Origin of the sequence: Gardnerella sp. DNF01151 (genome assembly GCF_049244235.1) — a bacterium.
In the GTDB taxonomy this organism is placed as follows: domain Bacteria; phylum Actinomycetota; class Actinomycetes; order Actinomycetales; family Bifidobacteriaceae; genus Bifidobacterium; species Bifidobacterium swidsinskii.
In genome coordinates this window covers 1,584,056-1,608,089 of sequence record NZ_CP058389.1, presented here as the reverse complement: position 1 = coordinate 1,608,089, position 24,034 = coordinate 1,584,056, and the positions used below count along the sequence as shown (strand labels likewise).

The 24,034-nt window shown below is 42.8% G+C and carries 19 protein-coding genes and 1 other RNA gene; 16 read left to right on the top strand and 4 right to left on the bottom strand.

What is annotated here, in order from left to right; genetic code table 11:
• Positions 1-87: 87 nt before the first annotated feature.
• A complete protein-coding gene (locus HXT37_RS06530; protein ID WP_076003097.1) occupies positions 88-684 on the top strand; it encodes a heat shock protein transcriptional repressor HspR in 597 nt (198 codons plus the stop codon).
• 139 nt (positions 685-823) lie between these two features.
• Positions 824-1,567 (top strand): HAD family hydrolase, encoded by a 744-nt coding sequence (locus HXT37_RS06525; protein ID WP_076003096.1) that lies wholly within the window; start codon positions 824-826, stop codon positions 1,565-1,567.
• Positions 1,568-1,661: 94 nt separating this feature from the next.
• On the opposite strand, the gene HXT37_RS06520 is transcribed toward HXT37_RS06525, so the two are convergent.
• A complete protein-coding gene (locus tag HXT37_RS06520; RefSeq protein ID WP_421779484.1) occupies positions 1,662-3,986 on the bottom strand; it encodes a transglycosylase domain-containing protein in 2,325 nt (774 codons plus the stop codon).
• A gap of 172 nt (positions 3,987-4,158) precedes the next feature.
• Between HXT37_RS06520 and HXT37_RS06515 the strand changes: the two genes are divergently transcribed.
• From HXT37_RS06515 to HXT37_RS06490, 6 genes are all read left to right on the top strand, one after another.
• The gene (locus HXT37_RS06515) at positions 4,159-5,301 is read left to right on the top strand and encodes an inositol-3-phosphate synthase (RefSeq protein WP_012914516.1); all 1,143 of its coding nucleotides are present in this window, start codon (positions 4,159-4,161) and stop codon (positions 5,299-5,301) included.
• Between the two features lie 41 nt (positions 5,302-5,342).
• Positions 5,343-5,439, top strand: an RNA gene (gene ffs, locus HXT37_RS06510) — signal recognition particle sRNA small type.
• Between the two features lie 45 nt (positions 5,440-5,484).
• On the top strand, positions 5,485-6,792 hold the full coding sequence (locus HXT37_RS06505) for a phosphatase PAP2 family protein (RefSeq protein WP_012914515.1): 1,308 nt from the start codon (positions 5,485-5,487) through the stop codon (positions 6,790-6,792).
• 131 nt (positions 6,793-6,923) lie between these two features.
• Positions 6,924-9,770, top strand: a complete 2,847-nt coding sequence (gene topA / locus HXT37_RS06500) for a type I DNA topoisomerase (protein WP_033888407.1) — start codon at positions 6,924-6,926, stop codon at positions 9,768-9,770.
• Between the two features lie 47 nt (positions 9,771-9,817).
• Entirely contained in the window at positions 9,818-10,522 is a 705-nt protein-coding gene (gene tmk, locus HXT37_RS06495; RefSeq protein ID WP_421779483.1) for a dTMP kinase, read from the top strand.
• Between the two features lie 54 nt (positions 10,523-10,576).
• Positions 10,577-11,755: a DNA polymerase III subunit delta' gene (locus HXT37_RS06490; protein WP_004108043.1), complete on the top strand. Its 1,179-nt coding sequence runs from the start codon at positions 10,577-10,579 to the stop codon at positions 11,753-11,755.
• A 12-nt stretch (positions 11,756-11,767) separates the two neighbouring features.
• Here the strand turns inward: HXT37_RS06490 and HXT37_RS06485 are convergent, their stop codons facing one another.
• Entirely contained in the window at positions 11,768-12,847 is a 1,080-nt protein-coding gene (locus tag HXT37_RS06485) for a LacI family DNA-binding transcriptional regulator (RefSeq protein ID WP_004108041.1), read from the bottom strand.
• Between the two features lie 99 nt (positions 12,848-12,946).
• Positions 12,947-13,213, bottom strand: a complete 267-nt coding sequence (locus tag HXT37_RS06480) for an HPr family phosphocarrier protein (protein ID WP_004108039.1) — start codon at positions 13,211-13,213, stop codon at positions 12,947-12,949.
• A gap of 275 nt (positions 13,214-13,488) precedes the next feature.
• Between HXT37_RS06480 and ptsP the strand changes: the two genes are divergently transcribed.
• The 7 genes from ptsP (at position 13,489) to HXT37_RS06445 (ending at position 21,966) form a co-directional block, all read left to right on the top strand.
• Positions 13,489-15,147: a phosphoenolpyruvate--protein phosphotransferase gene (gene ptsP / locus HXT37_RS06475; RefSeq protein ID WP_033888406.1), complete on the top strand. Its 1,659-nt coding sequence runs from the start codon at positions 13,489-13,491 to the stop codon at positions 15,145-15,147.
• 104 nt (positions 15,148-15,251) lie between these two features.
• A complete protein-coding gene (locus HXT37_RS06470) occupies positions 15,252-15,701 on the top strand; it encodes a PTS sugar transporter subunit IIA (RefSeq protein ID WP_004108034.1) in 450 nt (149 codons plus the stop codon).
• A gap of 63 nt (positions 15,702-15,764) precedes the next feature.
• A complete protein-coding gene (locus HXT37_RS06465) occupies positions 15,765-16,034 on the top strand; it encodes a PTS sugar transporter subunit IIB (protein WP_004104746.1) in 270 nt (89 codons plus the stop codon).
• A 116-nt stretch (positions 16,035-16,150) separates the two neighbouring features.
• Positions 16,151-17,683 carry a PTS ascorbate transporter subunit IIC gene (locus tag HXT37_RS06460; protein ID WP_012914509.1) on the top strand — a complete coding sequence of 511 codons (1,533 nt, stop codon included), beginning with the start codon at positions 16,151-16,153 and terminating at the stop codon, positions 17,681-17,683.
• A 222-nt stretch (positions 17,684-17,905) separates the two neighbouring features.
• Positions 17,906-18,457 (top strand): YbhB/YbcL family Raf kinase inhibitor-like protein, encoded by a 552-nt coding sequence (locus tag HXT37_RS06455; RefSeq protein WP_004108030.1) that lies wholly within the window; start codon positions 17,906-17,908, stop codon positions 18,455-18,457.
• A 111-nt stretch (positions 18,458-18,568) separates the two neighbouring features.
• Positions 18,569-20,176 (top strand): C69 family dipeptidase, encoded by a 1,608-nt coding sequence (locus tag HXT37_RS06450; RefSeq protein ID WP_415692837.1) that lies wholly within the window; start codon positions 18,569-18,571, stop codon positions 20,174-20,176.
• A 272-nt stretch (positions 20,177-20,448) separates the two neighbouring features.
• The gene (locus tag HXT37_RS06445; RefSeq protein ID WP_415693100.1) at positions 20,449-21,966 is read left to right on the top strand and encodes a formate--tetrahydrofolate ligase; all 1,518 of its coding nucleotides are present in this window, start codon (positions 20,449-20,451) and stop codon (positions 21,964-21,966) included.
• A 174-nt stretch (positions 21,967-22,140) separates the two neighbouring features.
• On the opposite strand, the gene HXT37_RS06440 is transcribed toward HXT37_RS06445, so the two are convergent.
• Entirely contained in the window at positions 22,141-22,983 is an 843-nt protein-coding gene (locus HXT37_RS06440; RefSeq protein ID WP_004108020.1) for an alpha/beta hydrolase, read from the bottom strand.
• A gap of 129 nt (positions 22,984-23,112) precedes the next feature.
• On the opposite strand from HXT37_RS06440, the gene rsmI reads away from it, so the two are divergent.
• On the top strand, positions 23,113-24,015 hold the full coding sequence (rsmI, locus tag HXT37_RS06435; protein ID WP_004108018.1) for a 16S rRNA (cytidine(1402)-2'-O)-methyltransferase: 903 nt from the start codon (positions 23,113-23,115) through the stop codon (positions 24,013-24,015).
• Positions 24,016-24,034 lie beyond the last annotated feature (19 nt).

Genomic DNA, 24,034 nt, shown 5'->3' with positions numbered 1-24,034 from the left:
GTTAACAATAATTTAGTAGGTTAAACACTGTTGAATTGCTTGTAACAGTGCTTTAAACATACTAAAAAGGGCAAAGGAAGGCGTGCTATGACACCAATAACGCGTGAAACTAAAGCACTGTATGAAATGTGTGCAGTTGCTTTAGTGCGTGGTACTGCAACGCTTGACGGGGCAGATGAAGTAGGATTTGTTCTTGATTTGCCAATATTTACCGTAAGCCATGTGGCACGCCTAACTAATACGCACCCGCAAACTTTACGACAGTATGATCGGCTTCATTTAATAATGCCGAATAGGACTGAAGGCGGCGCTCGCCGTTATTCTTTGCGAGATATAGACAGGATTGTGCAAACTCAGCATTTAAGCCAAAATGAAGGCATTAATCTTGCTGGCATCATGCAAATACTTGATTTGCAAGAAGAAAATCGACAGCTGAAAAGACAAGTAAGGCATTTGTTAGATTCTGCAGAGTCTTCAGAGCGCAACATTTTTGCTGCAAATGCAGATGGTGACATTGTGGAAATGCAGCGTTCTCGCAATGCGCGTCGCTGGAGGCGGGATATTCTTACAGAGAGACGAGCGTTACCTTCGTCGTATTCTTCGGAAAGCTATAACAGTAATTATAAAAATCGAAAGTCTTTGGATGAAAAATCTGTGGTGTTGTGGAGAGCGTGGAGCATATAGTAACGTAGGCATGGCTACTTATTGTGCTTAAGTGAGAAATTAGCGAGAAGAATTAATAGTGCGAAAAGTAATACAAAATTAGTGCGAAATAATGCGCTACAAAAGCTAAAGCAAATATATGCAATATAAAGGATTGTGAATGGCTGAACAGACGACGAATGTGTGTGTAAGTACTCTTAACTCTAGTGAAGAAAAACATGTGTTGCGTGCAGTTTTTTGGGACATGGATGGCACTCTTATAGATTCCGAGCCGTATTGGCATGAGTCGGAATTTTATTTAGTAAAAAAATACGGTGGTTACTGGGATGAAGATTTAGCTTGGGAATGTTCCGGCGGATCCCTTGAAACTGTTGCCAATAAAATGATTCCAAGCGGTACAAAACTTACTGTAGAAGAAATCGGCAAAGGTATGGTTGATTACGTTGCTGCTCGTGAAGCTGAATCCGTGCCATGGGTTCCAGGAGTTTTAGACGTACTTAAAAGCCTTACGGATGCTGGCATTCCTTCAATTTTGGTGAGTAATTCGCCGCGTTGTTTGGTTGAAAATATTGTGAATCACGCTCCAGAAGGCACTTTCGCTGGGTATGTGTGTGGAGATGATGGATTTAAACCAAAGCCTAGTGCTGAGCCATATCTTGCTGCAGGAAAAATGGTTGGCATTGAGGGTACGGACGAGGAAGTTGCGAAGCAGATGGCTAATTGCATTGCCATAGAAGATTCTCTATCTGGTCTTACTGCCGCAATTAATTCCGGAGCAACTGTAATTGCACAAACAGGTTTTTCGCGCGCAAACATATCTGAAAGCAAGCATCACGCAGAACTTAACGGTTATGAAAATGTGACTGCTAAAATGCTTGAGAACATTGTTTTGAGTCGAAACTAATTAACAAACTAGCAAAACTAATTAATAAACTATTTAGCTATTTATTTAGATAGCTATTCGCATATCTGTTTGTAAATTAGCTACAGTTGATTTACTAGTTTCCTCCAGTTGTGTCATAGTTATTGTCATAACCATGACCGCCAGAATTATTATCGTAGCTGCCAACGCCGCCCGATGATGAATCGTCACGACCATACAGCTGGCTATCAAGGTCTAAATCGTTGTCGTTGTCCTTGTCTTTATCTTTGTCCTTGTTTTTATCCTTATCTTCATTCTCAGTTTTTGCGTGCGTGAATGTGTGTTGTTCGCCTAATCCCCATTTTCCATCAGGTCCGCCAATTTTGCCTGTGTCTTTTGCTTCAGGGAATTTAGTATTCGGGGTTCCTATTACCGCTTGACGCATGTATCTTGTAAACAAGTGCACAGGGTAGTCGCTTCCGCCAAGATATCCGTGGAACGGTTTAATTACTTGTGGGCTACCTTTTGCGTCTGGATTCCATATAGCAAATGCGGTAACAATATTTGGCGTAAATCCTACAAAGCTACCAGCAGTTTCATCGTTTGCTGTTCCAGACTTTCCTGCAATTTCTCTACCTACAGCGCGAGCTTCAGTTGCTGTACCATGTTGCACTACGCCAATCATTGCTTTTGTAGCTAAAGCGGCATCGGCTGGTGAGAATACTTGCTTTCCAGCTGTTGGTGCACGGTAGAACTCTTTACCGTCAGGATTTTTTACGCTGGCAACAATATGCAAATCTGGGCGTCTTCCTTGGTTTGCAAATGTTGCATATGCGCGCGCAATTTCGCTTACATGTACAGAATCGTTTCCGAGCACAGTAAACGGATTCTTACCATTGACTCGTTCAGGATTTAAGCCTGCCATAACTGCGGTATGAGCAACTTTTTTAGCGCCAAGTTTACTTTGCAAATCCATATACACTGTGTTCACAGAATTTGCAGTTGCATTGTATAAGTTAATGGTGCCATAGCTCATGTTTGCAAAGTTTCCAACAGGTTTATCGATCCCATCAAACTTGCGTGGAGAATTGCCATTGAACATCGTATCCAAGCTAGTGCCAGCCTGAATTGCTCCCATAAGCGCAAAAGGCTTCATAGTAGAGCCTGGCTCATAAAGCGCTTGTGTGGCGTTATTAAGCTGTTTCTTTAGATAATCGTCTCCTGCGTAAACGGAAATGATTGAACCATCTTTTGCATTTATTGAAATTCCGCCAACTTGCAGTCCTTCTGGCACAATTCCTCGTCCATCTTGAGAAGGACTTGCAACTTTGAACATTAAATCTTGCTTAGCTTTATCGATAGTAGTAATAATGCGATATCCACCACTGTCGAGATCTTCCTGTGTAAAAGCGCCATTCCTAGTTAACTCATCGCGAACCATATGCAATAAGTAACCTTGTTGACCTGCGTAAATGTTTTGAGTCGTCTGAGTAATAGTTTTAGGCATTTTTGCTTGCGCTGCCTGAGAGGCTGTAATGTAGCCATCTTCTTTCATAATGCGTAACACGCGCCTAAAACGAATGCCTGCTTCTTTTGGACCAATTGCAGGATCCCAGCTACTTGGTGCTGGAATAATACCTGCTAAAAGTGCAGCTTGCGAAAGTGACAAATCTTTTGCTTCTATGCCGAAATATGCTTTGGCTGCAGCTTGAATTCCGTATGCTCCTCTACCCAAGTAAATAGTATTCATATAATTGCAAAGTACTGTATTTTTATCTTGAGTTTGCGCAATTTTCAAAGCTAAAATAGCTTCTTTTAGTTTTCCAAAATAAGTTTTTGTTTCACCGAGATAATATCTTTCCGCATATTGTTGCGTAATAGTTGAGCCGCCCCAACGCCCGTGCTTTGTGATGTTATGAAGTAGTGCGCGTCCAATTCCTTTAAAATCTATTCCGCCATCGTGGTAGAAGGAACGATTTTCTGAAGCAACTATTGCTTTACCAACATATTTAGGTAGTACTGAACAATTGATAATTTCGCGATTTTGCTCAGCGAACGAACCTAATTCAGTTTTGCCATCTGAATAATACACTTTCGTCTTATCTGCCATAGCAACTTTGTCTGGTGCCGGTATGTCTGTAGTTGCATACAGATAAGCAAAAACAATTGTGCCTAGCAAAATTGGCACAAAAATAACGATAAGCGCCCAAAAAATAATAGGATGTCTGCCTCGCCAAGTTCTACGACGCCTTCTGCGTGTTGCTGCGCGAGAACGTTCGAATCTTGAATTACGGCTGCTTTTGTTTGATTCAAAAGAATACGAATTTGGACGATATGATTCTTGTCCGCGTGGTGGGACAGATGAAGGCATATTCGTATTTTTTTGTGATTGTGACGATATGCTTCGAGTAGCTTTCTCATGCGAAGTAGACGCTCGTCTTCCATCTTTACGTGCAACCATACATTCCACCGTAGCGTCCGGTGTTGAATTTTTCTACAAAACAGCATGTTTTTGTTTAGAAAAGATTAAAAATATTGAATATTAGTACATATTTGTTAAAGCAATAGTATTATGAAATGTGTATGGTGCGGCATAATGTAATGTCGCTTATTTTGCAGGGCAAGGAGTCTATATGAGCATCCGCGTTGCCATTGCCGGTGTCGGCAATTGTGCTTCGTCGCTGGTTCAGGGCGTTGAATATTACAAAAACGCTGATGACGGTGAGAAAATTCCAGGGTTGATGCACGCTGTATTTGGCCAGTATCGTGTGCGCGATATTGAGTTTGTTACGGCGTTTGATGTTGATTCTCTAAAGGTTGGGCATGATTTAAGTGAAGCAATTGGCGCTTCACAAAATAACACAATTCGTTTTGCTGATGTACCAAATTTGGGTGTAGAAGTATTGCGTGGTCCAACTTATGACGGCTTAGGTGATTATTATCGCGAGATGATTGACGAGTCCGAGGCTGAGCCTGTTGACGTAGCTCAAGTTTTGCGAGATAAGCATGTTGATGTGCTTGTTTCTTATTTGCCAGTCGGCTCCGAAGAGGCAGATAAAGCCTACGCAACATTTGCAATGGAAGCTGGATGCGCATTTGTAAACTGTCTGCCAGTCTTCATTGCTTCTGATCCTGAGTGGGCGCAAAAATTCCGTGATGCTGGAGTTCCTATTATTGGCGATGACATTAAAAGTCAGGTAGGTGCAACTATTACTCACCGCGTTATGGCTCGACTTTTTGAGGATCGCGGTGTGCGTTTGGATCGCACGTATCAGCTGAATGTTGGTGGAAACATGGACTTTATGAACATGCTTCAGCGTTCAAGACTTGAGTCTAAAAAGATTTCTAAGACTCGTGCAGTAACTTCAATCGTGCCTCATGAAATGGATGAGCATAATGTTCATATTGGGCCTTCTGACTACGTAGCTTGGTTGGATGATCGCAAGTTTGCTTTCGTGCGTTTGGAAGGTACTACTTTTGGTGATGTTCCTTTGAATTTGGAGTACAAGCTTGAGGTTTGGGATTCTCCAAATTCTGCCGGAATTGTTATCGATGCTGTTCGAGCCGCAAAAATTGCTTTGGATCGCAAGCTTTCTGGTCCGGTTTTGGCTCCAAGTTCATATTTTATGAAGTCTCCTGCAGTTCAGCATGAAGATAGTGAAGCTCGCCAATTAGTTGAACGCTATATTGCCGGTGATGTTGAAGCTAACGAGTCTCAGCTTGATGAAGATACTGAATTTGCAAAAGAGCATGGCAAGAGCGTGTGGCGCGCATAATTTATTACTACTCGACATGTAGCGAAAATCGTGTAATATAGATAGAGCCTCCGTGTGGCACTAAGTCACCCAATCCCCCCAGGGCAGAAATGCAGCAAGGGTAAGTGGCCTCTGGTGGGTGCGCGGAGGTTTTATTATGCGTAAAACTAGCGCGGTCGTAAATACTGTCGTAAAGTCTAAAGTATGAGTGAAGAATTTGCAGGAATTCAATCCAATAGCATTGACAATCAGCATGATGATTCTGCTGAGAAAAATGATGCGCTGCCGGTAGGTGGAACTTCGCAAGATGTTAATCGCAACAGTGAAGGTGGTGACTATTCGCATCCTTTGGATTCGATTAATACTATTACGCCATTTTCTCCAATCTCATCTGAAGATAATGACGAAAAAATATCGCCTTTATTTCCAGAAAATAATGAAGAAAAATCTTCTAAACAGTCTGTAAAACAGTTTGTGAAACAAACTAAGCGTCAATCTGATTTGTCTGGCTCGTCCGATTTGTCGTATTCGACTAATCAGTTATCTTCTAAAGATTCTCTATCAGATGCAGATGATATTGATCAGCTTGGTCAGCTTGTAAAGCGTCCTAGAATATCTACCATATTGTGGTGTGTTGCTATTGCAATTGTTTTCTTGGCTTCTGCTGCGTTCATATGGTTTATTAGTGTGCAAACAGTACTTGGTCAAAGCTATGAAGAAATGGTAATTGATGGATTTGGTTCTCATGGTACGCCATCTTGGCTTGCATTTTGTTTGCGACCTATAAGCGTTTCTATGGTTGTTATAGTTACTAGCATAATAATTGCTCTTGTTTCACTCATAGTAGTTTGTATTCGTAAACGTTGGTGGCTTCTTGGTCAATGTGCTGGAATTATTATTCTTTCGGCTGCTGCTGAACCATTGAAAAAAATTCTTCCGCGCCCAATGCTTATAAGTATTGAATATTTGTCTGCAAATTCAGCACCTTCAGGTCATACCTTACTTATTACTGCATCATGTGCGTTGCTTATTTGCGCAGTTTCGCGTGTTTGGCGCGCATGGGCAGCGGTAGCTGCAGCTTTTATAAGCGTTCTTGTGGAACTTTCGTTGGTTGCAGCGCATTGGCATAGAGTTTCTGACGTTCTTATGTCATTACTTATCGTTGGTGCTGTAACGCTTATTATACTCGCATGCACTCGCAGTAGTGGAATGGATATGCCAGCTTATCGACGTTCCTCAATTAGCGTTCAAATTGTAGGAAGCTCTATGATTACGATTGGTGTGTTGGCGTGTTTGTATGCACTTTATTTAATATGGCAAATTCTTCCTGGTGTTGATATTTTTGCTCAATGGGCTGCAAGCGTATCTTATGTAGCAACTTATTGGCTGATTATAGGTGTGTCTTTGCTTGTTTTTGGCGTAATTATGGTAATGCGTCACTCTACAGCTTCGCCGTTGAGTAGGCTTGGATTAGTAGGCGCTCCGCCGACGCCTCCATCTGCTTCTAAGTAATATTGTCTACTCTATCTGCTTTTATCCACCGAGGTGGAATGTAATAGACGTATAACTTAAGTTGCGATACAGTTAGCGTGAAACATATAGTTCGGAATTATATGTTCGATTGTGTTAGGAAAGGAGCGAATATGGCAGCACAGAATAAGCTAGTCATTGTGGAGTCTCCCACGAAAGCGCGAAAAATTGGCGGGTATTTAGGAAATGGCTACACCGTCATGGCTTCAGTTGGGCATATTCGCGATCTCGCTCAGCCAAGCCAAGTTCCAGCCTCACGCAAAGCAGCGTTTGGCAAGTTTGGTGTAGATGTCGATCATGGTTTTGCGCCATATTACGTAGTTGGCTCAGATAAAAAGAAAACTGTTTCCGATTTAAAGTCTGCGCTCGCAAAAGCTGACGAATTATATCTGGCAACTGATGAGGATCGCGAAGGTGAAGCTATTGCGTGGCACTTGGTAGAAGCGTTGAAGCCAACTGTGCCAGTAAAGCGTATGGTGTTTCATGAGATTACTAAGGATGCAATTCAAGCCTCGCTTAGTAATACTCGAAATGTTGACGACAATATGGTTGATGCGCAAGAAACTCGTCGTGTGTTAGACCGTTTGTATGGATATGAGCTTTCTCCTGTTTTGTGGAGGAAAGTTGGTCCTGGTCTTTCTGCTGGACGCGTGCAGTCTGTTGCTACTAGGTTGATTGTTGAGCGCGAACGCGAGCGTATGGCGTTTACTAAGGCGTCTTACTGGGATATTAGCGCGGTTTTAAGTTCTAAAGGCTCAGATGGCGAAAATGTTGATTTTGAAGCGCGCATGAGCGAGCTTTCTGGTCGTCGTTTGGCTGGTTCTAAAGATTTCAATTCAAAAGGTGAGTTGGTCTCTACAAAAGATGAATCACAAAAAGCTTTGCATGTTGATGCTGATTTTGCATCTAAGCTTTCTAAAGCTCTTGAGAATTCAGATTTTGTAGTTGACTCTATGGAAACGAAGCCGTATCGTCGTCGTCCTTTGCCACCTTTTACTACATCAACTTTGCAGCAAACTGCTGGAAACCGACTTTCAATGAGCTCTCGCCAAACTATGCGAGCTGCACAATCTCTATACGAAAACGGCTATATCACTTACATGCGTACGGATTCCGTAACGCTTTCCAAAGAAGCTATCGAAGCTGCGCGTAGTGCTGCTCGTGCAGCATTTGGCGACGAATATGTTTCGCAATCTCCTAAGCAGTACGCAACTACGTCTGCAGGAGCGCAGGAAGCTCATGAATGTATTCGCCCTGCTGGAGCGCGTTTCTTAAGCCCGGACGAGCTTGCAGATAAATTACCTGCGGATCAGCTAAAATTGTATACGCTTATTTGGCAACGAACCCTTGCGTCACAAATGGCTGATGCTACAGGTTTTACAGCAACTGTTAAGTTAAATGCTTCTGCTGGAGAATATGGAGAAGCTTTGTTCCAAGCTTCTGGAACAGTAATTACTTTTGCTGGTTTTATGAAGGTTTTTGGCAATGCTCATGCAACTGAAGGTGAAAGCGATAAGGCACTTCCTCAAATGCAAGCTGGGGATGTTCTTGAAGCTAAAAGTGTTAGTGCGGATTCTCACGAAACTCAGTCTCCTGCAAGATATACTGAAGCTTCTTTAGTTAAAACTTTGGAAGCTAAGGAAATAGGACGCCCTTCTACTTACGCAACGATTATTTCTACAATTATTGATCGCGGATACGTGTATGAGCGTGGACGTGCGTTAATTCCTTCTTGGCTTGCTTTTGCTGTAATTAAACTTTTGGAAGCGAATTTCCCAAAGTATGTTGATTACGCGTTTACTGCTGATATGGAAAATGGTTTGGACAGAATTGCGCACGGTGAAGAAACCGGTCGCGATTGGCTAACTAGATTCTATTTCGGTTCCGGTGAGGGTGCTGCTAATTCTGCTGATGAAGCTCATATTGGTTTGCAACAGCAGGTTGCAGAGCTTGGTGAAATTGATGCGCGTGAAATAAATACCATAGACATTGGCGATGGTTTGCATGTGCGTATTGGACGCTATGGTCCGTACTTGGAAGACATTAAGAATCTTGATGCTGAAGGCAACCCTCGTCATGCTTCTTTGCCAGAAACTTTAGCTCCAGATGAGTTAACTGTTGATGCTGCTCGAGAATTGCTTGAGAATAATGCTGAAGGTCCACGTGTGCTTGGAGTAGATCCAGAAACGGGTGGGAACGTAGAAGTGCGCAATGGTCGTTTTGGTCCGTACGTGGCACTGGTAGAAGAGCAGGATAACGCGGAAGATTCTAAGTCTTCTAAGGCTTCTAAAGCTCGTCCAAAAATGGCTTCTTTGTTTAAAACCATGGATCCAGCGACTTTGACTTTGCAAGAAGCGTTGCAACTCTTGAATTTGCCACGTTTGGTTGGTGAGTATGAAGAAGTTGATGCCGAAGGCGTTGTAAAACTAGCTCGTATCGAAGCAAATAATGGTCGTTACGGTCCATATTTAACTAAAACATATTCTGCTGTAGATACTTCTGCTGGAGAAACTGTGGAATCTAAGCCGGATACGCGATCCCTTTCTAGTGAAGATGCTATTTTTACTGTTACTTTGCAAGAAGCGAAAGATTTATTTGCGCAACCAAAGTACGTTAAGCGTACTCGTGGTGCCGCCAAGCCGCCTCTTCGTGAGCTTGGCGCAGATCCTGAAACTGGAAAGCCAGTAGTGATTAAGGATGGTTTCTACGGAGCTTATATTACTGATGGTGAAACGAATCGCACTTTGCCAAAGCAGTATACGCCTGAATCGATTGATCCGCAGGATGCGTTTGCACTTTTGGCGCAAAAGCGTGCCGCAGGTCCCGTAAAACGCAAAAAGCGCGCGACTAAGAGCACTGCAAAATCTTCTGAAAAGAAGTCTACTGCGAAAAAATCTATCGCAAAGAAAACTTCTACAAAGAAGACTACTTCAAAGAAATCTACCGCTAAAAAAGCATAGAATAAAATCTAAAGATTAAATAGACCTTGCATATGGAGTCAAAAAATATGGCATCTAAGAATGACGATTTTTCTGGTGGCTGCGCTTGCGGAGGAAACTGCGGCTGCAGAAGTGAGCAATCTTATGCAAAGAAAGGTTTATTTATTTCTTTCGAGGGCATTGATGGCGTTGGCAAAACTACGCAAGTTGAGGCTCTTAAAGATCATTTGCAATCTTTGGGGCGAGAAGTTGTAGTGACGCGTGAGCCTGGCGGTACGCAGTTGGGTAAAACTTTGCGCGAAATACTGTTGCATGGCACGAGTGTATCTGCCAGAACAGAAGCTTTGCTTTTTGCTGCGGATCGTGCACAGCATGTTGCGCAAGTGATTCGCCCGGCACTTAGCCGTGGTGCAGTAGTAATAACGGATCGTTATATTGATTCTTCGCTTGCTTACCAAGCAGGCGGTCGCGAATTGACTAAGGATGATGTGCGAACTTTAAGTGAGTGGGCAACGGATTCGCTATGGCCTAATCGCACTTATTTGCTAGATATGCAACCGGAAGATGCTTTTAAGCGTTTGCATCGCGAGCAAGATCGCATGGAATCAGCTGGAATAGATTTCGCTCGTCGCACTAGAGAAGCATTTTTAGATTTAGCGCAGGAGTCTGCAGATCGTTATCGCGTATTAGACGCAACGTTCTCGGCGAAATCATTATTTGAACTTATTGTGCAAGACGTACATAACTTAATTAAAGAAATTGAAACTAAATAAAGTGGCGAACTTTATAAAGTGAAGAAGTAGAGAAGCTATGCAGGGGGTGAAGCGATGAGTGTGTGGGATAGCGTTATTGGGCAAGAACAGGTAGTTTCGCGATTGCGAAACATTGCTTGTGCGGACGCTAGCAAAATAGCGCAATCTTGGCTGATTTGCGGATCTGCTGGCTTCGGTAGTGCGCAAGTTGCGCGCGCTTTCGCTGCAGCTCTCGAAAGTCCGGATCATGGAGAAGGCAGTGATGGAATTAGTGGCGAAGGTGAGCTTAGTAAAACTACCAAAGAAGTTTTAGCAGGATCGCATCCTGATGTGCATACGCTTGCAACAAAAGGCGTAACTCTTAGCATTGACGATGTGCGTGAGGCAATTGGGATTTCTGAGCAGATGCCTAGCACTGCTCCTTGGCGAATCATAATTATTGAAGATGTTGACCGAATGTTGGAACGTAGCACGAACGTTCTTCTTAAAGAGATTGAAGAGCCAAGTGAGCATACGATTTGGCTTTTATGCGCTTCAAGTGTTATGGATGTGCTTCCAACAATTCGTTCGCGTACACAACTTGTGCAATTAGCTACTCCAAACGAGCAGTCTATAGCAGAATATCTTACTAAAAAAACGGATGCGGATAATAAGCTAGCGAGTCGTGCAGCCAGGCTTTCTCAAGGAAATATAGCAACTGCTTTTATTTACGCAAGCGATGAGCGTGCTTTAAGTAGGCGAGATGAGCTTGTTGCAGGATTGCTTCGTATGCATGATGCTGCCGACGCAATTATGCTTGCTGCAATGCTTATTGACGATGCAAAAGCACAAGCAGAAGATGAGGTTCAGCGAAATGTTGAGGATCAACAAAAAGAATTTCGCAGAATTAACGGATTAGGCGATGAGGATCGCATTCCGCCCAAATTGCGCGCAAACTACAATGCAATTGGAAAAAAGGATGATGTAAAACGTAAAGTAACTCGTGTAAGCCGTGACGTGTTATGCCGTTCTCTTGACGCAATCGATAGCGTGTATAGAGACGTTTTAGTTGTTATTAACGACGCGCAAAAGTCTTCGCCAATTATAAATCAGGAATACAAGTCTAGAATTGTCCAGTTGGCACAAAGCATGACAGCAAGTAGTGCCTTGGATTGCGTTGACAGTATTGCTACTGCTCGTCGTCGGCTTTCGAGAAATGGTAACGCAACTCTTGTTTTTGAAGCGCTATTTTGCTCACTTTTGCAAAGTCAATAAAATACAAAAGTATTATATCCTCCACGGAAGTGACATATCGCTTGTGCCTATTCTTGGTGAATTTGTTGATTCGCGTCGCATGATTTCTGGTCTAAACTCCATATGTGCAGGTAACCAATGTTGCTCTGATTTGTTGACAGCGGTTAGGCGGATTGCTTCGCGTGCAATTTGCTGGTACGGAGGACGGATTGAAGAAAGCTTTGGTTCAGATATTTCTGCCTGTCTGCTATCTCCGTAACCTATTACGAGAACATCCTGCGGAACTTGCAAAGAAAGCTCATCTAAAGCTAGAAGTGCTCCAAGTGCGACAGCGTCATTTGCGCAAATAACAGCGTCTGGTTTGCGAGATTGCTTAGCAGTAGAATCAGAAAAAAGCCGCATTGTATCCTTGAATCCACGTTGATAAGTAAGTTCTCCAAAAGTTGTCCAATCTGGCTCAGAAAGTAAACTTAATCGGCTTGCAGCAGTCTGAAAATTGGCAAATAGGTTTGCGCTTTGTGTGGAGTCAACATTTCCACTTAAATAAGCAATATTATGGGCATCGTGATGCGAAAGATGTATTAAAGCAGCTTCCATCATTGATTCTTGATCCATGCCAACCCAATTGACGTGGAATGAAGTAGCAGTGCCACCAATTTGCACAATGGGAAGATTGTCAACGTAGTTTTCAAGTGTTTTTGTTAAATCACTATTGTTAGATGGCATGACAATAAGACTGTCAACATTATGACCGATAAGCTCTTCTATGCGTTCTTCTTGAGCTTCTGCGTCTTTTCCAGTTCCAACAAGAAGTATTTTATCTATTTCATGAGCTGCTTCATCCAATGCAGAAAGCATATTTACACTGAATGAATCATCTACGTTGCTTGTGCCTATTACTACGCCGATTGTATTAGTTGTGTCACTTCTTAATGCGCTTGCTGCATAATTTACTGAATAATTAAGCTGCTCTGCAGCTTTTCTTACGCGTTTTGCAATATCGTCATCTTTGGCTCGTCTACCAGAAAGTACGCGAGATACTGTTGCAATTGAAACTTTTGCAAGAGCTGCTACATGAGTTATGGAGGCGTTTTGATTAGTTTGATTTGTCATATTTGCCCCCGAATAAGTGCGGTGCTGTAATTATTGGTAAACAGCACCGCAAATTGAATATTATTTATTTGTCAGTTTATGTACACTTATTTATTTATATTATTCGCCTTTCGTGACTACATCGACAAGATTGTTAGCTACATTTTCAGCGTCTTCACCATCAACGGTAATTGTGATTGAATCTCCTTTAGTAATACCCAATCCCATAATTGAAAGAATGCTATTCGCACTTACAGGGGTACCTTCGCCTTTCGCAATCGTTACAATGCAATTTGAGGACATCGCGGCTTGAGAAAATTCTGACGCTGGGCGAGCATGTATTCCAACTGGGTCTTCAATAGTAACAGTACGAGTTGCAATTGCCATTTTTTCTCCTTTGAATGATAATTAACAAATTCTGCTTTTATTTTTATTTTTCATATAAAAGCAAACCATATTTTTTTCTTAAGGTTTTTTTGTTTGCTATTTTCAACATTAAGTGTAGCATAATTAATTGAAAAATACAGAAAACGTTTTCACTTGTTGTAACAACGTTTTTAATGGTGTATAGTTTCATTAGTAAGAAACGTTTACCTACAAGAAATGCTTATGCGGCGTTGCGGCCGTAATAAAGTTTCTAAACCTAAAGGAGGGTTTTAAGTATGGTAATCACTGGTGTTGGCATTGGGCGCTCGATGGCATATGGTGAAGTATTGTGTATGGCACCTGCTTTGCATGAGCCAGAGGATTCTCCTCGTGCTGTTAGTGTGTTGGCTGAGGATGCAAAAAAGGCTGTTAAAAATGCTTTAAATGAAGTAAATAAAGACCTAAACCATCGTGCAAGTGAGGCTCTTGAAGCAAAGGATGAGGGGACTCGAAAAGCAGCACCAATTATGCAAGCTCTTGCACAGATGGCATCGGATCCAGCGTTAATAAGTGCAATTGAATCTGGTATTGATAAGGGGAAAACAGCGGAACGTGCCACTTGGGAAGGGTTCGCACAATTTGAAGACATGTTGCGTAATCTTGGTGGTTACATGGCTGAGCGTGCAGGAGATTTGCATGATGTTGGCCAGCGTGTTATTGCATCTTTGATTGGTGTTGAAGCTCCTGGGGTGCCGGAAAGTGATTCGCCTTTTGTGCTGGTTGCTAGGGATCTTTCACCTGCTGATACAGCTTCACTTGATTTAAGCAAGGTTCAGGCAATTGTCACTCTTGATGGTGGTCCTACAAGTCACACTGCTATTCTTGCTCGTGCTCGTGGAATTGTTGCTGTTGTTGGAGCACACGATGCCTCTCAGCTGAAGAATCATCAAATTGTTGTAGTAGATGCCGTTAATGGTCATGTTATAAGCAGTCCTAGTGAAGAAGAGATCGCGCATGTTAAAGAGTCTCGTGAGCGTTTAAGCCGCGCTCGTGAATTGCGTGGATTGCCTGGAAGTACAAAAGATGGTCATTTGATTCCTCTTTTGGCAAATGTAGGAAAGCCCTCAGATGCCGTAACTGCTCATGAGTATGGAGCAGAAGGAGTAGGTCTATTCCGAACGGAATTTCTGTTTATTGGTAACGAGCAACCGCCTAGTATAGAAGAACAAACAGAATCTTATACAGAGTTACTATCTCAGTTTGAAGGCAAGAAAGTTGTTATTCGATTGCTTGATGCTGGAGCAGATAAACCGTTACCATTCTTGACTCCTGAAGATGAACCAAATCCTGCCCTCGGACTTCGAGGTTTGCGTACTCTAAGACAGCATATGGATGTTCTAGATGGTCAGCTGGAGGCATTATCTCGTGCTGATGCTGTGACGAATGCTGACTTATGGGTGATGGCTCCAATGGTTTCAGACGAACATGAAGCAGCATATTTTGTAAAACTTGGTAAATCTAAAGGTCTTAAAAAGGTTGGCATTATGGCAGAGGTGCCTTCTATCGCTCTTGTTGCCGAGGAGGTTGCTCAAGTTGCTGATTTTGTATCTATCGGAACGAATGATTTGACGCAATACACTCTTGCAGCAGATAGAACCCTTGGGTCTGTTTCTAATTATCAAACTGCTTGGCACCCTGCAGTGTTGCGCGCGATCAAAATGATTGCAGACGCTGGTAACGCACATGGTATGCCAGTCGGAGTGTGTGGAGAAGCTGCAGCAGATCCAGACTTAGCGATTGTTCTTACAGGTCTCGGTATTAACTCGCTTTCTATGACGCCAGTTGCTTTGGACGATGTTCGAGCAGAACTTGCTCAAACTACATTTGATGAAGCTAAAGCTAAAGCTCATGAGGCTTTAGCTGGAAAGTTCTACCACTCAATCATGCAAGAATAAGCCAAGGGAGTAATTCAAAATATGATCGTTACGAAGAACATTAAAAATTCGATTACCAATCAGAAATAATCAAGAATAATTAACATGCTTAGAAAAGAGAAAATATGAGTGCTGATATTGATGAGCTTCTCCCGGATTCTGCAGTAAACCTTGATATTGCAGCGAAAGATTGGCGTGATGCTATTTGTCTTGCGGGCAATGCTTTGAAGGAGTCTGGCTTTACTACTGATGAATATACGGATCAGATGATTGAAACAGTTGAAAAAATGGGTCCGTATATTGTTATTGCCCCAGGCTTGGCTTTGGCGCATTCGCGCCCGTCGGAAGCAGTGTTAAAAAGTGGTTTGAGCTGGATTCGTTTAAGTACGCCCGTTAAATTTGGTAACACTGCCAACGATCCGGTCTCTTTAGTAATTGGTCTTGCAGGTCACGATGAAAATGAGCATATTGGCGTTATGTCCGCGGTTGCTGCAGCTTTGTCTAATCCTGTGAAGACTAGAGAACTTGCGCAAGCAAAAAACGCTAAAGAAATTCGCGCAATTCTTAAAAGTTAAATACTAAAGAATTAGCTAATTTTGCAAAATTAAAAAAATACAACTCAACGAAAGAGGTTATCTATGAATATTCTATGTGTATGCGGAAACGGCATTGGCACGTCTGTACTTTTAAAAATCAATGTTGAGGCTGCGGCAGCAGACTTAGGTCTTGATGTTACAGTTACTACTTCCGATGCTGGAAGTGCAAAAGGTACTGCCAATATGAATGATCTTGTGCTCACTTCTCCTCAGCTTGCTCCAGAGCTTGAGGGCACTACCACTCCTGTAGAAACAATTGAAAATTTCATGGATGTTGAAGAGGTGAAGGGTGTGCTTGAGCGTTACGCATAAATTATGTGTAACAAATAAACGTTTGATTATGCTGATTACGTGCTTACTGCTTTGGCATAGTCATACTGTTATTTCATGCGCTATTCGCTTTTTCTAAATAAAAAGAAGGAAATAAGATGAACATTGTAGTTCAGGTTTTAAATTTCATAAGTCAGCAGATTTTGAATGTGCCGGCTTATTTGATTGGTATTATTGCAGCAATCGGTCTTATCGCACTCAAGCGTAGTGCAGGACAGGTGATTGCAGGCGGCTTAAAGGCTGCTATGGGTTACCTCATTTTGGGTGCAGGTGCTGGCGTTGTTGTTGGCGCTCTTGCTCCATTTGGTGACTTGGTTTTGAAGTCTACTGGTGCTCATGGTGTTGTACCTACAAATGAGGTTATTACTGCTCAGGCTGCAGGTCAGTACGGTGCTACTTCTGCGTACATTATTGTGCTCAGCTTCGTTCTTATGCTTCTTGCTGCACGCTTTACTCCTCTGAAGTACATATTCTTGACTGGTCACCACATGGTGTTCATGTCTATGCTTTTGGCTCTAGTTCTTTCCGTTGGTTTTGGCGCAAGCAACCAGTTGCTTATTGTTATTGTCGGCTCTGTCATTATGGCAACGGTTATGGTTGTTCTGCCAGCTTTTGCGCAGCCTTTTATGAACCGTATTACTGGTAGCGATAAGCTCTCGATTGGTCACTTTAACTCCTTAAGTTACATTGTTTCTGGTGCTGTTGGTGCTGCTGTTGGTAAGAAGTCTAAGTCTACTGAAGATATCAACTTCCCTAAGGGATTGAGCTTCTTGCGTGATTCAATGGTCTCCACGACTTTGTTGATGGTTGTGCTGTATTTGGTATTCGCAGTGTGGGCTTCGGTTGTGTTGCCAGTAAAGGAACTCTTCAAGATTTTCGCGTCTCATCCTACGGACTATAGTGCCTTCTACATGGCGGCTTTTGCTCAGGCTTTGCAATTTGGAATTGGTGTTAGTGTCATCCTCTACGGCGTTCGTATTATTTTAGGTGAATTGGTTCCTGCATTCCAGGGTATTGCTAACAAGGTCGTTCCAGGCGCTCGTCCAGCATTGGATATTCCAATCGTATTCCCATACGGTGCTAATGCTTCTCTTATTGGCTTCTTGTCTTCCTTCGTTGGAGGTCTTGTAGCTCTCGGACTTATTGCAATTTGGATGGGTCCAGCTTGGGGATTGGCATTGATTCTCCCAGGAATGGTGCCTCACTTCTTCGATGGTGGTGGTGCAGGCGTGTTTGGTAATGCAACCGGTGGTCGTCGTGGTGCTATTCTCGGTGGTTTTATTAACGGTTTAATTATTACATTCCTTCCAGCAGTATTGCTTACTGTTATGGGTTCCTTCGGCTTGGCAAACTCCACCTTCGGCGATGCTGACTTTGGTTGGATTGGTACTGTTGTGGGTAACTTCGCTCACCTCGGTGCTGGCGTTGGTGCTATAAGCTTGATTATTGTTGCTGTTATTCTGTTTGCCTTGGCTTGGGTATGGCAGGTTAAGGTTGTTAACACTGGCTGGCTTCCTGCAGTAAAGCATGCTGAGTTCATTGAAGAAATTAAGAAGCAAGAGCGTGCTGCTAAGAAAGCAGCTATGGCAGCTAAGGCTGCTGAAACTCATGAGGAGGCTGTTACAAAATAAATAGAGTACGGTAAAAAATTACATTTTAGTTAATGCGCCCAGTTTAGATTTTTCTGGGCGCACGTTTTATATTGACCGTCAAATTATGCAGTTAGCGTTGTTTCTGTAGTGTTTTTTGCTTGAGCGTCACAATCTGCTTGAACAATTAAATTACGTGAACGTTTGCGTTTATTTGTTACTCGCGCAGTTGATTAGTGTTGTGTAATGGTAGATACTTAAATTATGAATATTTCTACAGATTTCACTACTGTTCCAGACGATTATTCTAAAGCTGCGCCGGAGCAGAATAAAATCAATGGAATTCCAGTAGTTTCGTTTCCATTTTATATAGATAAATTGCCATCTTTCGTGCATTATTTGCATTGGCGTTTTGTTGACGACGACGCAATACCGGTATGCGGTTTTGAGTGGATTCACTGGACTGCTGCAAACGTGCCTGTTGAAGCGTTAATGTTTGATTTTAACGATTCTCACGCTTTGCAAATACCGGAAGATTTTTCTCGCACGATGACTTCTATGATTCCAGAAGCGCTTCAAGGACGTAACTCGCAAGCTAGCAGATTTATTGGTTGCACTGATCCAGCAATTACTATGCGTTACAACGGCCCGCAGCCTCCTGATAAAGATCACGAATACATGTTTGAAGTTTTTGGTACAGAAAAGCCTTTGCCAAACCTTAAACCGGGATTCTATATGAATGAATTGTTGCGTGAAGTAAGAAACGTAACTTCAGGTGTAGATGCTGATGGCATGTTCCTTACTGGTAAAGCCTAAACGCAAGCACGAGGGCAACCAATTAGGTCAGCAGTTAACGCCTAAGCGTTAGAATCAAACAGTAATAAATCTAAAAATAAAATATAAAATCTAAAAACAGAGGATGCAAATATGGCATGCACAACAATTCTTGTTGGTCGAAAAGCAAGCTACGACGGATCTACGCTTATTGCGCGTAACGAAGACTCCGCAAATGGCGAATTTAATCCAAAGCGCTTAGTGGTAGTAAAGCCGGAAGATCAACCTCGCGTTTATAAGTCTGTTCTTAGCCACGTAACAGTTGAGTTGCCGGATAATCCAATGCAATACACAAGCGTGCCAAACGCAGACTTGCGCGAAGGAATTTGGGGAGAAGCTGGCGTTAACGAAGCAAACGTTGCAATGAGCGCAACTGAAACGCTTACATCCAACGAGCGTGTGTTAGGCGCAGATCCAATGGTTGAGCTTCAAAAAGCGCAAGGCAAAGTTGGGGATGCTGACTATAAGCCGGAAGTGCCGGGTGGAATTGGTGAAGAAGACTTCTTAACGCTTGTTTTGCCTTATATTCGTAGCGCTCGCGAAGGTGTTGAGCGTTTGGGCGCATTGCTTGAAAAGTACGGCACTTATGAGATGAATGGCGTTGCATTTTCGGATGTGAACGAGATTTGGTGGTTTGAAACTGTCGGTGGTCATCATTGGATTGCTAAGCGTGTGCCGGATGAAGCTTATGTTGTTATGCCAAACCAGCTTGGAATTGACGAGTTCGATTTAGATGATGCTTTTGACACTCAAGAGGAGCATATGTGCTCGGCTGATTTGCTTGAGTTTATTGAAGAAAATCACTTGGATTTGTCGGTTGAAAACGCTTCTCCTTTCAATCCTCGCGACGCTTTCGGCTCTCATTCGGATGCCGACCACGTTTACAACACTCCTCGTGCATGGTTCATGGAGCGCTTCTTGAATCCGTATGACGAAGTGTGGGATGGTAAAGACGCTGATCATCGTCCGGACAGCAACGATATTCCTTGGGCTCGCCAGCCTGAGCGCAAGGTAACAATTGAAGACGTTAAGTACGTTTTGAGCTCTCACTATCAGGGCACTGAGTATGATCCTTACGGCAAGCTTGGAGATGAGCATACTCGTCACATGTTGCGTCCAATCGGCATTAACCGTCAAAGCGAGCTTGCTGTAATGCAAATCCGCCCTTACATGCCGGAAGCAATGCGTGCAATTCAGTGGATTACTTACGGTTCTAATCCTTTCAATTCTTTGATTCCGTTCTATCCAAACGTAAATCGCACTCCAAAGTATTTGGAAGATACGACTACTCGCGTAACAAGCGAAAACTTCTATTGGGAGAATCGCATTATTGCTGCTCTTGCGGATGCCGCATTTAACGATACTGCAAATTCGATTGAGCGCTACCAGGAAGTTGTCGGTTCCCTTGGTCACGCAATGGTCAAGTCTACGGATGCTGCCGTGGCAGATCTTCTTGGCGTTGATTTGGCTGATTACGAGCCAGAGCGTGAAGGTGATGAAGGTGAAGATTACGATGATTTAGTTCGCGATCCTGAAGCTATTATTGCAGAGCTCCGTAACGACAAAGTGCGTGAGGCTTTGGCTGAAGCAAATGACGACATGGCAGCAAAGTTGAAGAAAGAAACCGATTCTTTGCTTGACACAGTTCTGTACATCACTAGCATGCGTATGAAGAATGGTTTTAATCGTTCCGATCACTGAAATGCAATTAAATAAGTTTTCTCGTAATTGATATGGAAAAACTTACGAAAATAATTTAATAACTCAGATGCCTTCCTAAGAAATGAACTTTTTATTTCATGTGGAAGGCATTTTTGTTATCTTTTGTTATTTTGCTATAGACGTTGCTAATAGCGCGTATAGATATTGCGTGTGGTGCCTATGCTGCGAACAAACAATCGTATAGTATGAATCATGTAATTAACATTATCCGCATGCATAGTTGTGCCAATATGCCTATGAAAGAGGGGTACATGAGCATTCTTGATTCATACACTACAACATTCGGTTTGGTTAAAAAAATTGATGCCTTTGGGTACTTGGATTATTTAAAGCAACATCCAGAGGAGCCTAGGAAGCGCGGTAAAGTTCTGCTTGTTACTGCTGATACTCCTTTGAAAGCTTCTCGCGGAGAAGGTAAAACGACTACAACTATTGCGTTGGTTGATGCTTTGCGTGAGCGAGGTGTGGACGCAGCTGCAGTTCTTCGTCAGCCAAGCATGGGCATTACAGCTGCTGGTTCTAAAGGTGGTGCAAGTGGTGGCGGTAAGTCTTCGCTTTCTCACCCTGAGTTGATTGACTGGGGTTTGTGTGGTGAAATGGCTGCTATTGCTTGCGCGCAGAATTTGCTTGTGTCGTTTGCGGAAAAAGCAGTCGACGAGGGTGCCCTTGATACTATTTTAGTTCCTCGAGTTAGCGAAGTTCCTTCGCGATCTTTGCGAAGCATTGCTGTTGATTTTGGCAAGGGGACTGTTCCTGAGCGCGTCGTTTTGACGCCAACTTGCGAGCTCATGCAAATCGTAGTGTTGTCGCGCAGTATGGACGAGATTTCTCATCGTGTTTCTTCAATGATTGCTGGCACAAAAGACGGTAAGCCTGTTCAGTTTGGCGAGTTTGTGGATTTGTGGCGAATCACCAATATTCTTGCCGACGCTGTAAAGCCTGCTAAAACTGAGACGATTAATGGTTCTCCAATTTACGTTCATTGTGGCCCGTTTGCGAACGTTTCGCTTGGTATTCCAAGCCTTGTAAGTGTTGAAATGGCTTGCGCTGAGCATGATGTTGTGGTTGTAGAAGCAGGTTATGGTACGGATGCTGGTGCTCAAAAGTGGTTAGATATTGCTGCTCGCGAGTTTGGTGCAAAGTGGCCTGCTGCTGCAGTTGTAGTTACTCGCGCAACTACTTGGCGAGATGACGAAACTTTGGCTTGGCGTTACCCATTCCATGTTTCTCGTTTGGAATCTCTTAATATCCCTACGTTCCCGTTGATTAATTTGTGGGAAGGTGAAGATAATCAAGTTCCTGAATTGTTGGAACAAGCTAAGTCTTTAGGATTCAGAAAGCCGATTGTTGGCAATTTATTCCGCGATGGTGGCGATGGTTTGGCAAATCAGCTGGACGATTTTGTGTCTGCAATAACTGATGATGTTGAAACGAAAGTTCCAGAAAGTAGGCGTGGAAAGACGCTTAGGGAGCGAATTAACTTGCTGTGCGCAGAAGCTTACGGTGTTCCTACTGAGCGTGTGATCGATAAAGCAGGTTTTGCTGATTCATTGAAAGAAGCGCAGAATTTGTGTGCAAATTCTGGAGTTGTTTTCGATGACCTCGCGCTTGTTGCTGTAAAGTCGCCAGCAACTATGACTGACGATGATCATGCACCTGAAGATTCTCGCACTGTGACATTGAAGAAAGTGGAAGTTCGCGCTGGAGCTGGAGTTGTGCAAGTAAATCTCACATCTTCACTAACTACTCCAATGCCAAAAATAGTGTGAAATATTAATAGTGTGATTTTCTCTTAAATATTGAGATTAATTAAAATTACTTATTAATAGCAAGTAACAAAACGTCGTCGACATATCAATCATGGTGTGTGGGCGACGTTTTGTTTTTGCTTTGTTTACCAAATGGGTTAAAAAGGGAACAAACGCGGGAGAGTTGAAGTTAAATTACGCAAAAGTGCGATGCAACCAATCGCAAGCAAGCTTAACCCACTGCTGAACTTCTGGCTGAACAAATTCAGTAAGCACATTTCCGTTTTCGTCGCGTTTTGCTGTTTCTTTAACTGCCAAAGCTAAGCCGTGAGGTCCTTTAGGGAACAGGTGCGCTTCAACACTTACTCCAGCTTCAACGCAAGCGTTCACAAACATTATTGAATTTTCTACTGGAACTGTTTGATCAGTAATGGTTTGCCATACAAATACAGGTGGAGTTTTACGATCCACGTGATTTTCCAGCGAAAGTTTATTGACAAGTTCAGTTCGCTCTTCGTTGCTAACTTCTCCAAATAGACGATCGAACGTTGGCTTATGCGCATATTTCCCAGCAGAAATAACAGGATATGCGAGCATAAGAGCATTTGGTCGCACGTCATCAGCAGCATACCCGTTTGCTTCCTCAACTTCGTCGCTAACGCTAGTTGCAAGGTTTGCAGCCACATGCCCTCCAGCGGAGAATCCAATAATTGCAACTTTTTGCGCATCTACGTGCCATTCTTTTGCGTTTTTGCGAATTAAGCTCATCGCTTCTGCTGCTTCTAAAAGCTGAGTTGGGTATGTGCTTGGAGTAAGCGAGTATCGCAACACAAAAGTGTGGAATCCTTCTGCAGCAAACTTCATGGCAACAGGCTCTGCCTCACGATTCGATACGCGCAAGAAGCCACCGCCTGGCAAAATTAGAATTGCAGGACGGTTTTGCAAGCCTTTGCTATCTAAATTATCGTCTAAAATATACCCAATAAGCTGCGCATCGCTTCCATCTATACTTTTTATTTTCTGATTTATAATCTTCATAGTGTCTCTTTTCGTTTCGCTTATATTGCAATTACACTAAGCATAATTCTAATCAAATACCTCGCTTTGTAAGTGCGTTCTTTTATAAATTCGTGTAGAGTTTTAAGAAGTTTTATAAGGAGATTCAAGATGTGTAACGAAGAAGATAGTTTAGGTAAAGTTGTTTTAGCTGCTACGCCTATCGGGAACATGGCAGACGCTTCTGCACGATTAATTAATCTTCTTGAAACTGCTGATATTGTTGCTGCTGAAGACACGCGTAGGCTTTATGATTTAGCGAATCGCCTTGGTGTACATGTTTCTGGTAGCGTAATCGCATACCACGATCATAATGAGCGAAATAAGGCAGATGGCTTGCTAGACAAAGTTGAGCAGGGTAGCACTGTTCTTGTTGTTTCAGACGCAGGTATGCCTACCATTAACGACCCGGGTCTTGCTGTTGTTCGACGTGCAATAGAGCGAGATTTGCCTGTTACTTGCGCGCCTGGTCCTAGTGCAGTTTTAGATGCGCTTGCTCTTTCTGGATTGCCAACCGATCGCTTCTGTTATGAAGGCTTTTTGCCTCGTAAATCTGGTGAGCGTCAACAGCATTTGCGCTCACTTAAAGCCGAGCGACGAACAATAGTATTTTATGAGGCTCCACATCGTATTGCAGAAGCAATGGAAGACATATTGGCAGTACTTGGTTCTAATCGTCCAATGGCGTTATGCCGTGAACTTACAAAAGATTTTGAGGAAATTCGTCGTGGAACTGTGCAAAGTATTCACGATGGTGTTTTAGCGGATCCTCCTCGAGGTGAAATAGTTTTAGTTATCGGTGGTGCAAGTGATGAAGAAGTGCAGTCTGAAAGCACAGATTTAAGCATTGATGCTCTTGCAAAGCTTTCGCTTGAATGTGCAGAATCCGAAGGTTTGCGCATAAAAGAAGCAATTACAAAAGTAGTAAAAGAGCATCCGTTTGCTGACGGATCTTTTGCTAATCGTAAGCAAGTTTATGCGTCTTGTCTTGAGCATAAACCTGATCAAAAATAAGATTTCTGCTTTTGCTACT

Excerpts from the sequence above, each read along its gene's own strand:
- HXT37_RS06490 (WP_004108043.1), top strand. The coding sequence starts at position 10,577 with ATGAGTGTGTGGGATAGCGTTATTGGGCAAGAACAGGTAGTTTCGCGA.
- rsmI (WP_004108018.1), top strand. The coding sequence starts at position 23,113 with ATGTGTAACGAAGAAGATAGTTTAGGTAAAGTTGTTTTAGCTGCTACG.
- HXT37_RS06445 (WP_415693100.1), top strand. The coding sequence starts at position 20,449 with ATGAGCATTCTTGATTCATACACTACAACATTCGGTTTGGTTAAAAAA.
- HXT37_RS06530 (WP_076003097.1), top strand. The coding sequence starts at position 88 with ATGACACCAATAACGCGTGAAACTAAAGCACTGTATGAAATGTGTGCA.
- HXT37_RS06465 (WP_004104746.1), top strand. The coding sequence starts at position 15,765 with ATGAATATTCTATGTGTATGCGGAAACGGCATTGGCACGTCTGTACTT.
- HXT37_RS06520 (WP_421779484.1), bottom strand. The coding sequence starts at position 3,986 with ATGGTTGCACGTAAAGATGGAAGACGAGCGTCTACTTCGCATGAGAAA.
- HXT37_RS06460 (WP_012914509.1), top strand. The coding sequence starts at position 16,151 with ATGAACATTGTAGTTCAGGTTTTAAATTTCATAAGTCAGCAGATTTTG.
- HXT37_RS06470 (WP_004108034.1), top strand. The coding sequence starts at position 15,252 with ATGAGTGCTGATATTGATGAGCTTCTCCCGGATTCTGCAGTAAACCTT.
- HXT37_RS06440 (WP_004108020.1), bottom strand. The coding sequence starts at position 22,983 with ATGAAGATTATAAATCAGAAAATAAAAAGTATAGATGGAAGCGATGCG.
- topA (WP_033888407.1), top strand. The coding sequence starts at position 6,924 with ATGGCAGCACAGAATAAGCTAGTCATTGTGGAGTCTCCCACGAAAGCG.
- HXT37_RS06480 (WP_004108039.1), bottom strand. The coding sequence starts at position 13,213 with ATGGCAATTGCAACTCGTACTGTTACTATTGAAGACCCAGTTGGAATA.
- ptsP (WP_033888406.1), top strand. The coding sequence starts at position 13,489 with ATGGTAATCACTGGTGTTGGCATTGGGCGCTCGATGGCATATGGTGAA.
- HXT37_RS06525 (WP_076003096.1), top strand. The coding sequence starts at position 824 with ATGGCTGAACAGACGACGAATGTGTGTGTAAGTACTCTTAACTCTAGT.
- tmk (WP_421779483.1), top strand. The coding sequence starts at position 9,818 with ATGGCATCTAAGAATGACGATTTTTCTGGTGGCTGCGCTTGCGGAGGA.
- HXT37_RS06450 (WP_415692837.1), top strand. The coding sequence starts at position 18,569 with ATGGCATGCACAACAATTCTTGTTGGTCGAAAAGCAAGCTACGACGGA.
- HXT37_RS06515 (WP_012914516.1), top strand. The coding sequence starts at position 4,159 with ATGAGCATCCGCGTTGCCATTGCCGGTGTCGGCAATTGTGCTTCGTCG.
- HXT37_RS06485 (WP_004108041.1), bottom strand. The coding sequence starts at position 12,847 with ATGACAAATCAAACTAATCAAAACGCCTCCATAACTCATGTAGCAGCT.
- HXT37_RS06505 (WP_012914515.1), top strand. The coding sequence starts at position 5,485 with ATGAGTGAAGAATTTGCAGGAATTCAATCCAATAGCATTGACAATCAG.
- HXT37_RS06455 (WP_004108030.1), top strand. The coding sequence starts at position 17,906 with ATGAATATTTCTACAGATTTCACTACTGTTCCAGACGATTATTCTAAA.